Source organism: Streptomyces sp. NRRL B-24572 (genome assembly GCF_002156145.1).
Taxonomy (GTDB): Bacteria; Actinomycetota; Actinomycetes; order Streptomycetales; family Streptomycetaceae; genus Streptomyces; species Streptomyces vietnamensis.
Genome location: NZ_MWIG01000501.1, coordinates 1 through 10,966 on the forward strand (window position 1 = coordinate 1; position 10,966 = coordinate 10,966).

Sequence of the window (10,966 nt, forward strand, 5' to 3'; positions counted from 1 at the left end):
GGTCCCGGACGGCGTGGTGCGGGTCAGCCGACGGCCGGCGGCGTCGCAGGTGGTGGCCACGGTCCTGCCGTCGATGGTCTCGGCGGCGACGCGGCCGACCGCGTCGTAGGCGTACTCCAGGACGGAATCGGGTGACTCGGCCCGCAGGAGGCGTCCGTCGGCGTCGTGCGCGTAGTGGACGCGGTGACCGGCGACGTCCTTCTCGACGAGGTTGCCGACGCTGTCGTACCGGCCGTCGGGCCGCAGGACGCTCGTGGGGCGTCCCTCGTCGTCGTACGTGATGCGCACGGTCGCCCCGAGCGGGGCGCGGGCGGAGACGATGCGGTCGTGTTCGTCGTACGCGGTGGTGCTGGTGTGGCCGAGGGCGTCCGTCCACGCGACGAGCCGGTAACGGGCGTCGAACCGGAACGTGGTGGTCGCCCCGGTGGAGTCGGTGTAACGGGTGGTCCTGTCGGACTCGTCGGCGTGGTCGTAGGACAGCGTGGCGGACATGCCCCCCGTCGGGGCCGACCGTCTCGGCCACCCGGCCCGCGGAGTCGTACACGTAGCGGAACGTGCTGTCGTTGCGGTCCGTCCACGAGGTGATCCGGGCGTCCCCGTCGTACGCGAACCGGGACGGCAGCCCCGAAATACCTTCACCGCCCGAGACGAGGGCTGGTGGGGCGCGGGCACTGCGTGCGCCTCCGACAGCCGCAAGTTCGGCGCCTGGTCCAGCAACTTCATGACCGAGTGGCACCAGCGCTACCGCGGCCCCGGCGTGATGATCTACTGGCACGTGGAGCGCAAGTCGGTGTGCATCTACTCCCAGCTCAAGCACTGCTCGGCCTCCGAGGTCGCCTCGATGATCGAGGGCGTGCTGCGGCACTGCACCGACATGGAGGTCGACCGGCAGTGCACCGACACCCACGGCGCCTCCATCGTCGGGTTCGCGTTCGCGCACATGCTCGGCTTCAACCTGCTTCCCAGGCTGAAGAACGTCGGGTCGGTCCGGCTGTACCGCCCCGCCGCCGGCGAGGACGAGCAGTGGCCGCAGCTGGGCCCGGTGCTGTCGACAAAGACGATCGACTGGGAACTGATCCGCCAGCAGTACGACCAGATCGTCAAATACACCACTGCCCTGCGCCTGGGCACCGCGGAGGCCGAGCAGGTCCTGCGACGGTTCACCTGCGGCGGTCCCAAGCACCCCACCTACCGGGCCATCGAGGAGCTGGGGCGAGCCGTGCGCACGGCCTTCATCTGCAACTACCTCGCCGACGCTTACCTGCGCCGGGAAATCAGCGAAGGACTGCAGGTCGTCGAGAACTGGAACAGCGCGAACCACGACCTGTTCTACGGCAAGGACGGCGAACTGACCGGTAAGGGCAAGGAGAGCCAGGAGATCTCGATGCTCGCTCTCCACCTCCTCCAATCGGCCCTGGTCCACGTCAACACGCTCCTGGTCCAAGAAGTCCTTGCCGAGCCGAAGTGGGCGAACAAGCTCACCGACGCAGACCGGCGCGACCTCTCACCGCTGTTCTGGACACGCGTCAACCCCTACGGCAGGTTCGAGCTGGACATGAACCGCCACCTGCACCTCGGCCCGCTCCTCCCACACAGCGCACCCCGCAGGACCACTCCGCGCGAACCGAGGATGCGACGGCACCTTGATCCTTTCGTTCCCTGCCTGTTCAATCAGCGCAAGTCTCAGCTGTCTCCAGAGGGGCGACTATGCCGTTCAAGACGGAAGCGGATGCCGGAAGCGCCGAACGGGACGAGTGGTCCTATTCGCCGGCCGTCGGCGTCGGACCGCTCCGGTTCGGTATGACCGTCGACGAAGTGGTCGAGGCGGCTCAGATGCTCGGCCAGTCGAGCGTCAGCGAGTTGGCGCGGGACCACGCGATCTTCTCGCCGACGTGGAAGATCGAGGTCCACCGTCGCGGCGTGGCCCCTTCTCCGCCTGCCGTCACGGCCTATGTGAGTCAAGCTGTAGGGCTGTTCTGCGTGGCGGCCGACGCCGTGCACGGTCCCCAGGTCGCGTACGACGGACTCACGCTTGTCGGAAGAAACCTGTCGGAGCTGGAGCGCGACGCCATCGCGTATGCCGAGGCAGTGGACGGGCACTTTCGCTACACGCCCGAGGGCTACGCAGGACCGGATGATCCGGGGGTCGTGATGCGCGGGCAACCCGTCGGGCAAGTCCTTCGATCGCGTCCCCTGTTCATGGTGACGCGCGACGGCGCTAATACCGAATGGGACTCGCTGCCGCGCGAGGAGTACCGCAACGGCCAGTTCCACGCCTGACGTGGTGTGACTCATGAGGCGGAGCAGCGCGGCACGATTCCGCAGCGGGAGCTGAGGCAGGTTCGACGGTGCCGCTCGCTGATCTCGGCAAGGCGTCAGTGGTCACCGCGTCAGGGCCCTCACCGAGGCTGTCGGGTGTGTCCGCTTGGGGAACCCCCACCGAACAATTGTGATCATGCTCGGTCGGGGTAATCGACCTGCGCTGACGGTGTATTATTTAGGGTTTCCGGTGATTTGCGCGCTGAGCGGGGGCTTACCGTACGCTCCGGGCATGAGTGAACGCGTCGGCTACGCGAGATGCAGTCTGGACAAGCAGGACCTCACCGCCCAGCGCGAGATCCTGATCAGCCTGGACGTCCCGGAGGACCGGATCTGCCTGGACCACGGGCTGACCGGGACCAATCGCGACCGGCCCGGCCTGGCCCAGGCCCTCGCGGCGGTCCGCGCCGGCGACACCCTCGTCGTCCCCAAGCTTGATCGCCTCGCACACTCGGTACCCGACGCCCGCGACATCGGCGACTCTCTCACCGCCCGCGACGTCAAGCTCTCGCTCGGCGGCACGCTCTACGATCCCGCCGACCCGATGGGCAAGATGTTCTTCAACATCCTGGCCACCTTCGCCGAGTTCGAGGTCGATCTCCTGCGCATGCGTACCCGTGAAGGCATGGCGGTGGCGCGGGCCAAGGGCAAGCTCAAGGGGAAGCAGCCCAAGCTCAGCGCCCGCCAGCAGAGCCACCTGGTCCAGCAGCACCAGTCCGGCGAGCACACCATCGCCGACCTCGCAGAGCTCTTCTCCGTCAGCCGCGCCACGGTCTACCGCGTCCTTGAACGCCACCAGAACGCAGCCACGCCGTCGACTCCCGGTGGGCAGTGACGTGCTGCCCTACGTCTATCAGGTCACCAAGTACGACCCCGCCGACCGCGACCAGCACGGCCACTACGCCGGCACTGAGGACACGACCAGCGACCACGGGCCGGTCGAAGCCGCCTACCTGCGGGCCGTCGCCGCCTTCGCCGAAGACAGCGGCGTCGACAAGCTGGCCATCCGCGAGCCGCAGCTCGGAGGCTTCGCCCACTTCGGCCTGGAACCACCGATCGACGGCTACGGCCTGGCCAACCTCTTCCCCGCCGGCCCCGCCGGGTTCCACGACGGTGCGCTGGTGTCGATCGGTGTCGGCTTGGAACTTGTCCGAGCGATGCTCCGCGACAACGGCGCCTGGTGCCGCCTGGAAGCGGAGGGAGAGTTCGCGGTGCACGTCGGCTGGGACCAGTACCTCTACATCGGCAGCAACCTGCCCTGCGAAACCGCACTGGCCCGCACCCGCGCGCTCGGCCTGTTCCCGGAACGCCTGGACGCCTCGCCGTACGACTTCGCCCCCGACGACCCCGCGTACGTGCAGCGGCCGGCCGACGCCGACTTCTGGGCCCGCCTGCACTGGACCGTCAGTGCCCACCGCGCGGTGTTCCTGGAGGAGGTCTTCGCCGTCAACGCCTCCCGGTGGCACCGCCTGACCCGCGACAACATCGAGGCTGTGCGCTCCCAGCTGGCCCCACGCGCACAACTGGCAATCTGGCCAGACCTGCTCACCGACGTCGACAAGGCCGTGGCCGCTCTGCCCGACGAAGGCCTCGTGGAGATCGTCTGGGAGGACGAGGATGGGCAGATCACGAGCACGGTCGTGGACGAGACCCAGTTCGCGGCAGTGACCTCCCAGCTCGCCAGCGCGAGTGCTGCCAGCGTCGTATCCATGTATGCCGGTGAAGATCTCCCGCTGTTCACCGCTGTGCTGCCCGACAGCGACGGCGTTCTGCGTGCTCGCTGGCAGACCGAGCCGACGCCCAGCGACCGGGACTGGGCGCTCCTGAAGACCCTGCGGCGCGGCCAGGTCGTCACCGGCACGGTGACGACCATCGCCAGCTTCGGCGTCACCTTCGTGGACATCGGCGGCTTCACCGCGATGATCAACATCCCGGAGCTGTCCTGGCGCCCGTTCGACCACCCGTCCGACGTCGTCAGCGTCGGCCAGGAGGTCACAGCCGAGGTTCTCGACGTCGACATGGTCCGGGAACGGGTGCCTCTGTCGCTCCGAGCGGTGCAGGAAGACCCGTGGCCACAGGTAGCGCAGCGGATCGGCCAAGTGGTCATCGGGCTGGTCACCAAGATCGTGCCGTTCGGCGTCTTCGTCCGCATCGAAGACCGAGAGGACGGCTTCCAAGGGCTCGTGCACACCAGTGAGCTGGATGAATCCTCCAAAGACGTCGTCGAGGTCGGCGATGCCCTCACCGTGAAGATCACTGGGGTCGACATGGCCTGCCGTCACATTTCCTTGTCGCATACCCAGGCCCACACAACCCGCTCTGAGGGCGGCATTGAGGGTGGATCGGCATGAGGAGCCACGAGGCCGAGCTCGACCGGGACATAGCCGCGCTCTTGGCGGCCAAGGCGTTTACCGAGATACGGCATCTGGCCGGGAGGCCACAGCGCGGCGAGCAGGACACCTCCCATGACGAGGTTCTGGACCGCATCAGGTTCCTGGCCAACTTGTGCCACAACCTTCCGGGTGTGGCACGGCCACGTGCCAGGAGGCCCTCCCGCCAGGGCAAGCCCATCGGGAGCTTCGATCAGGCGATGACCGAACGGCCGATGAGTTGGGTGTGGAACACCGCCGGCCCGGACGCCCGTGCATGGATGCTGCGTCACATCGAACAGGCAGGACGAAGCTGGACGCCACCCCCGCCGCTGCCACAATCCCGCAGGGCCCCGTCGCCGATGACGCCGCGGCAACGGATGGGCCTCCTACTCAGACGTTGGCCGGTCAAGGCCCCCGCCGGGCGGCAGCCGCTACCCGCAGAAGCGAACGTTCTCAAGGCCCTCGACACCGAAGCGGTCTGCGCCTTGAACGACGAGGCCCGACGGCTTCGGCTCGGCCTGGGTGGTGGCGGATCGTGGTTCCGGGCCCATCTCGCCCCCGACGGCGTCCACTATCTGCTCCCGGATCCGGCAAACTACTACTGGCCCGGCACCTCCAACGGTCGCGACGGCGAGATCGATTGGTGGCAGTGCACCATGCTGCTGCAGATGTACAACGGAGAGCAGGTCGGCGGCATGGTCGCCGTACTCCCGGAGACCTTCACGGCGTTGCCCTCGACATTGCTCCGGAAGAACCAGCTGCGACTCGTCCACCGCGTCCGCTCCATCGAGCGAGACACCTCCCAATGGGGCCGAGACCACAAGGCCGAATGCGCACCACAGCTTTGCGGCTACGTCCCCGAAGCGACCGATAACGCCCCGACGACTACATGACCGCAGCATGGTGGCATCGCTACTGAGAGCTACTTGTCACTTGGCGGCAGCTTCGGGAGTGCAGGGCCGTCCCCGCGGGCGCCGCGCAGGGCGTCGGGCCGGGTGCGGACGTCGTCGTCGCGGAGGCGGTCGCCGGGGCCCGGCTTGCCGGAGCCGATGCCCTGTCGCATTGCAGTTGGCGGATTCTCACTCGATCTCATCCGTGTTGTCGGATTCTCACCGTTTCGCGCGCCGAGTGGGGTCTGTATCGGCATCCCGGCTTCGGCTGGGCGGAGGCTGTCGGTGGCAGTTTGTAGGGTGCCCGGGTGAACATCGATGATCTTTCTTGGCAGGCGCGCAACCATGGTGGCGTCTACCCGCGGATGGTGCGGACCCTTCTCGACCTGGGGCAGGTGGAACTGCTGATCCGGGCGGCGCGGGAGCGTGGGGACTGGAACTGTGCGGAGGCGGCGGCCTGGGAGCTGTGTGAGGCCGGGGAGTTCAATCGGGCGCTGGCCCTGGTGGAACCGTTCACGGATATCGGCTGGCGGGCCGCCGAGTGGGTCACCGCCGAGATCATGATCCGCCGGGGCGAGGGCGACGAGGCACTCGCGATGGTGCGCCCGGACCCCGCCGAGCTAGGCGACGGCCACGTGTGCGCCCGCTACGCCGAGCTGTTGTCGAAGGCCGGACGGGTGGAGGAGGCCGTCGATGTGCTCACGCCCCATCTCGGGGAGTACTGGCTCCGGTCCCGCCTGGTCGAGGTGACCGAGGGCAAGGGCCGCGACGACCTCGTTCTGGAGCTGCTCACGCGGGAAGCGGAGCGTATGGAGCGTGCAGAGGCCGCGGCGTGCGAGCCGTGCGGTGAGTCCTGCGGGACGGGCCGGACCGACCGGTGGGCCGTGCTGTTGCTGATCTCCCGCGTCCTGGAGCGGGCCGGACGTGCGGACGAGGCCGTCGAGGTCCTGCGTGCCGAGAGGGCCTCGGGCCGGCGCCACCCCGTCAACTTCCCGGAGTACTACGCGGAACTCCTCGCCCGGCAGGGTCTGATCGAGGAGCTAGAGGCCCTCGCTGCCGAAGACCACCGCTCCGCTCTCGATGTGTACGCGAAGGCGCTGGAGGACGCGGGGCGGGCGTCCGAGGCAGAGACCGTGCTGCGCGAGGGGATCGAGGCCCACGACCACCCGAAGGACCGGGCGGCGCTGATGCGCCTCCTTGTCCGCCAAGGGAGGGTCGACGAAGCCGTCGAAACCGGTCGGCCCACCTATGAGTACTACGACTGCTGGAACTTCCTCCACTGGGCGCTGGAACTGCTCGTCGACGACGGCCGGCCCGACCGGGCGCTCGAACTCCTGGACGGGCTCACCGACGCATACGTCGAGGAGCACCCGGACCAGGTCCGCCACCTGCGGCTCTGGCTGCTGGGTGAGGCGGGCCGCTGCGCGGAGGGCATCTCGGAGGCCCTCGCCCTCAACAAGCGGGAGCCGGGCGAGTGGGACACCGCGCTGGCGCGGCTGCTGGAGCGGGACGGACGTCTGGAGGAGGCCCTCGCACTGCTCCGCTCTTCCACTCACTACTTGGTTCACCACGACTTGCCCGACATGCTAATTAGGCACGATCGTCCGGCCGAGGCTCTCGACTCCATCCCCACGATCGTCGAGGCGCGCGCGACCGTCGAACGGCGGGGACGGGAGGCGGCGGAGCGGCGGAAGCAAGACGATCCCTGGTCTGCTGAGGGCGAGTTCACCCTGGAGCCCCCGTTCTAGCGTTCTAGCCAGGGGCGTACGCAGCACAGGTCCGCCAGGCCGCCGAGATCATGGCCCGGTCAGTCTCGGCGCGAACCGGCGCCTGATCAGATCCGCTTCGGCAGCCACGCCGAGATTCCGCAGAAGCCAGGTCGGTTGAGAACGCGCGGATGCAGGTTCTCAACCGACCTGGCAAGCCTGCAGCTCAGGACAAGATCCACGGACATCCCGAGTGCGACAGGACAGCCGTCCTTGATACGGACCGTCGGCATCCCCGCCTGCGTCGCCGGGCCATGTGCGCGACCGGGGTGCCGTCCAGGTCACCCGAGCTCGACAGAGGTGCCGTCCAGGTCACCCGAGCTCGACCGGGGCCCGCACCGGCGAGCCGTACTCGGTCCAGGAGCCGTCGTGGTTCTTGACGTCCGGGCAGCCGAGCAGTTCGTGGAGGGCGAACCGGGCGTGCGAGGAACGCTCACCGATCCGGCAGTAGGCGATGACCTCACGGTCGGAGGTGATGCCCTTCCCCGCGTAGAGCGCCTTCAGTTCGCCGGCCGATTTGAACGTGCCGTCGTCGTTGGCCGCCTGCGACCAGGGGACATTGGCCGCGCCCGGAATGGGGCCGGGCACCTGGGCCTGCTCCTGCGGCAGGTGAGGAGGTGCCCGAGCGCGTCGCGGTCCAGGTGGTCCCGGCCCACGGCGGTGTGCAGGTCCGTGGTCCGGTTCCAGCCCACGGAGCCGGGGATGTGGCCCTGCTCGTACGCCGTGGTGTCCTCGTCTCGAGCCCGCTCATGCCGTCTCCTGAAGCCCCCACACGGCTGAAGCCCTCACACGACGACCACCTCGACGGATGCCACGGGGTTGCAGCCGTAGCCCCCGGCGTTCCAGGGCGCCCGAGGCGGCTGGACGTCGCCGTGCTCGTCGGTCGCGCGGGCCAGGAGCCGGTACGGGCCGGGCCGGCGGGGCGTCCACCGGTACGACCAGTCGGTCCAGGCGTACGGCCCGGACGGCGGCTCCAGCACGGCGTCGTGCCACTCCTCGTCGCCGGAAGGGCCTTCGCCCCCGGTGCCGTCCTCACCGCTGACACCGTCCACGTCCCCGTACACGGCCCGTACCTCGACCCGCCGCACGGGAACCCCGCCACCCGACCAGGCCCGGCCTCGTACCGGGGTCTCGTGGCCGCGGCGGACCGCCGAGTCCGGTTCGGGGGTGGTGATGAAGGACTTGACCCGTACGGTCGTCACGGGATCGTCGGGGGTGCCGCGCGACGCGCGATAGACGTATTCCTCGGCCTGGAAGACCCCGTCGAAGGGCTCCCTCACGGCCCGCGCCTCGACCAGCCACTTCACATCGGCGACCGCGTACCACCCGGGGACCACGAGCCGGACCGGCGCCCCGTGCTCGGGGGCGAGCGGCTCGCCGTTCATGTGCGTGGCGAGGAGGGTGTCCGGGTGGAGGGCCACGGCGAGCGGGAGGCTCCGTTCGAAGGCCGCCCGGCGGCCGTGCACGGTTCCGGAGTCGGCGCCGGCGAAGACGATCTCCACGGCTGCCCGGTCGATCCGGGCCCGGGTGGCGAGGCGCTGGAAGGGCACCCCTGCGAAGTGCGCGCATCCGACGGCCCTCTGCCCCCAGGGCAGACCTGGCGGTCGGGGTGACATCTGGCTGCGACCGTTCCCCGCGCATTCCATGACGACGTCGAACTCTCGGCGCTCCATCGTGAGCAGCTCGTCGTAGCCGATGTCGAACGGCTCGGCCACGGCTCCGCAGAGCCGCAGCCGCCACCGGCGGGGTGCCGTCCGCGGGATGCCGAAGTGATCGCGCACGAAGAGGGCGCCCACGGGTGTGACGGGCTCGGCAAGCGCGGCCGACGGCGTCTGGGCGTTGTACGGATCGGCCGTGACCGTCTCGGGTGCCCAGACCGTCGCTCCGGGCCCGCGGAATATGGGCCATGTGGTCACGGCGACCCCTTCCGTCGGGATCCTGCCGGGCACGACGCGGGCTGACTTCAGTTTACGTCCGGGACTCGGTTCGCGAGAGTTCTCCCGTGAGGCCCGGGGCAAGTCCTCTCCGGTGCCGGTGCCGCCGAGGCCCGCCCGAGAGCCCTGACCGTGGGTGGTCGAGACCTCCGCTGTGCCCAGTCGCATCCGGGGCCTGTCACGCTCCCGTACCCCCGCTTGTCCCATTACGGCTACGGGACCACGGTTCTGCCGATGCCGCGCAAGCGGGCCCTTCCGGTCGTCGCCGGCCATGTCCGCGCCGTCGCGGCCGTCTTCGAGGCCCCCGCGCCGAGGACCGTACCGCTCTGGCTGCCGCGTCCTGCCCCGCGGGCGCACACCGTCATGTCCACCGACCTGCGTCCGGCCGACGACAAGGCCGGGGCGGAGTTCGGTTGGACCCCCACCCACGCGGACAGTGCCGACGGTCTCGCATCCCTTGCCGTGGGCGTTTCCCGGCTGGCAGCCTGAGGTCCATGATCGACACGCTCGTCGCGGACGACGCCCTCGACGGCTTCACCCCACCGGACCTCATGGAGGGAGTCGAATCGGCACCGACCCGGTGGCCCGCTGGATGCTCGGTGTTCTTGCCGATCCCGAACTCCTGGGCATGGCCTGGGAGTTCGCGATCGTCAACGGCGAGCGGGGCGTCCTGTTCACGATGGGCGGGTACCCCGTCGGCGCCCTGACCCACGACCTGAACGGCCGCCGCATCCAGAACCTGCGCTTCCAGGTCGACTCGGACGAGCTGACCGGTCTGCGCCGACGCGTCGGTACGGCACCGTCCACGGCACCGTGCCCCACTCGCCCCGACGAAGCACATCGAGCGGAACACAGGAAACACAGGAAACGAGGTAAGCGTCGTGCCTTCCCACAGCGACCGGACAGGGAGCCCGCAGGGACTCCTCCCGCTGGTCTACGGCTCCCACCCCGACCAGGTCGCCGATCTCCACCTCCCGGCCCGGCCGGCATCGGGTCGCCTGCCACTGGTCCTCTTCTTCCACGGCGGCTTCTGGCGCGCCGCCCACGACCGGCGGCACACCGCCGCATTCGCGGACGCCCTCGCCCGGGACTGCGACTGCGCCGTGGTCAACGTCGAGTACCGCAGGGTCGGCGCGGGCGGCGGCTGGCCGACGACCCTGATCGACACCGCCCGGGCGGTCGACCTGCTTCCCGAACTGGCCTCCCGGGCCGCGCCGGGGCGCATCGACACCGGCCGCGTCGTCTACGCCGGGCATTCCGCCGGTGGTCACCTCGCCCTGTGGGCGGCCGCCCGCCACCGCCTCCCCGAAGGCGCCCCGGCCGCACCGACGCGCCTGCCCCGATCCGCGGCGTCCTTGCCCTCGCGCCCACCGCCGACCTCGCCCACGCCGACCGGCTCGGCAGCGGCCGGGGTGCCGTCGCCGACTTCCTCGGCGGCAGCTCCAGCGAAGTCCCCGCGCGGTACGCCGCCGCCGACCCCTCCGTACTCGGCACCCCGGCGGGCCGTACCGTCGTCGTCCACGGCACCCACGACGAAGCCCTGCCCATCGACATGGCCCGCGCCTACACCCGTACCACCGGCACCACGCTCACCGAGATCCCCCACGGCAGCCACTTCGACGTCATCGACCCGGACTCGACCGCATGGCCGGACATCGCCCAGGCCCTGGGCGATGTCCGGCCAT

General features: G+C 69.6%; 9 protein-coding genes and 3 pseudogenes. 8 read left to right on the top strand and 4 right to left on the bottom strand.

The features are described from left to right. Positions 1-649 (bottom strand): annotated as a pseudogene (locus tag CCN56_RS27800) (type IV secretion protein Rhs); the annotation flags it as partial. Here CCN56_RS27800 and CCN56_RS27805 point away from each other — a divergent pair. From CCN56_RS27805 to CCN56_RS27825, 5 genes and pseudogenes are all read left to right on the top strand, one after another. Further along, positions 635-1,570: pseudogene (locus CCN56_RS27805) on the top strand (transposase); the annotation flags it as partial. The pseudogenes CCN56_RS27800 and CCN56_RS27805 overlap by 15 nt on opposite strands. 230 nt (positions 1,571-1,800) lie before the next feature. Then, on the top strand, positions 1,801-2,280 hold the full coding sequence (locus tag CCN56_RS27810; RefSeq protein WP_086830688.1) for a hypothetical protein: 480 nt from the start codon (positions 1,801-1,803) through the stop codon (positions 2,278-2,280). A 271-nt stretch (positions 2,281-2,551) separates the two neighbouring features. Further along, positions 2,552-3,154, top strand: a complete 603-nt coding sequence (locus CCN56_RS27815; protein ID WP_086830690.1) for a recombinase family protein — start codon at positions 2,552-2,554, stop codon at positions 3,152-3,154. Position 3,155: 1 nt separating this feature from the next. After that, positions 3,156-4,670, top strand: a complete 1,515-nt coding sequence (locus CCN56_RS27820; RefSeq protein ID WP_086830700.1) for a S1 RNA-binding domain-containing protein — start codon at positions 3,156-3,158, stop codon at positions 4,668-4,670. Next, positions 4,667-5,584: a hypothetical protein gene (locus CCN56_RS27825; RefSeq protein WP_086830692.1), complete on the top strand. Its 918-nt coding sequence runs from the start codon at positions 4,667-4,669 to the stop codon at positions 5,582-5,584. The genes CCN56_RS27820 and CCN56_RS27825 overlap by 4 nt, the downstream gene beginning before the upstream one ends. 29 nt (positions 5,585-5,613) lie before the next feature. On the opposite strand, the gene CCN56_RS43450 is transcribed toward CCN56_RS27825, so the two are convergent. Next, a complete protein-coding gene (locus CCN56_RS43450; RefSeq protein ID WP_179200004.1) occupies positions 5,614-5,754 on the bottom strand; it encodes a hypothetical protein in 141 nt (46 codons plus the stop codon). A 135-nt stretch (positions 5,755-5,889) separates the two neighbouring features. Here CCN56_RS43450 and CCN56_RS27830 point away from each other — a divergent pair, with 135 nt between their 5' ends. Next, complete coding sequence (locus CCN56_RS27830; protein WP_143664643.1) at positions 5,890-7,329, top strand: lipopolysaccharide assembly protein LapB; 1,440 nt, start codon at positions 5,890-5,892, stop codon at positions 7,327-7,329. Between the two features lie 330 nt (positions 7,330-7,659). Here CCN56_RS27830 and CCN56_RS27835 read toward each other — a convergent pair. Together CCN56_RS27835 and CCN56_RS27840 are read right to left on the bottom strand one after the other, a co-directional pair. Continuing rightward, positions 7,660-7,968, bottom strand: a pseudogene (locus CCN56_RS27835) (sulfurtransferase); the annotation flags it as partial. 164 nt (positions 7,969-8,132) lie between these two features. Further along, complete coding sequence (locus CCN56_RS27840; RefSeq protein ID WP_179200005.1) at positions 8,133-9,263, bottom strand: molybdopterin-dependent oxidoreductase; 1,131 nt, start codon at positions 9,261-9,263, stop codon at positions 8,133-8,135. A gap of 252 nt (positions 9,264-9,515) precedes the next feature. On the opposite strand from CCN56_RS27840, the gene CCN56_RS27845 reads away from it, so the two are divergent. After that, positions 9,516-9,770 (top strand): hypothetical protein, encoded by a 255-nt coding sequence (locus CCN56_RS27845; RefSeq protein ID WP_086830698.1) that lies wholly within the window; start codon positions 9,516-9,518, stop codon positions 9,768-9,770. A gap of 392 nt (positions 9,771-10,162) precedes the next feature. Next, positions 10,163-10,966 (top strand): alpha/beta hydrolase (locus CCN56_RS45940; RefSeq protein ID WP_218779459.1); only part of this gene is annotated, 804 nt, incomplete at its 3' end.

Coding starts and splice junctions, on each gene's coding strand:
- CCN56_RS27845 (WP_086830698.1), top strand. CDS start 9,516: ATGCCGCGCAAGCGGGCCCTTCCGGTCGTCGCCGGCCATGTCCGCGCC.
- CCN56_RS43450 (WP_179200004.1), bottom strand. CDS start 5,754: ATGCGACAGGGCATCGGCTCCGGCAAGCCGGGCCCCGGCGACCGCCTC.
- CCN56_RS27815 (WP_086830690.1), top strand. CDS start 2,552: ATGAGTGAACGCGTCGGCTACGCGAGATGCAGTCTGGACAAGCAGGAC.
- CCN56_RS27810 (WP_086830688.1), top strand. CDS start 1,801: ATGACCGTCGACGAAGTGGTCGAGGCGGCTCAGATGCTCGGCCAGTCG.
- CCN56_RS27825 (WP_086830692.1), top strand. CDS start 4,667: ATGAGGAGCCACGAGGCCGAGCTCGACCGGGACATAGCCGCGCTCTTG.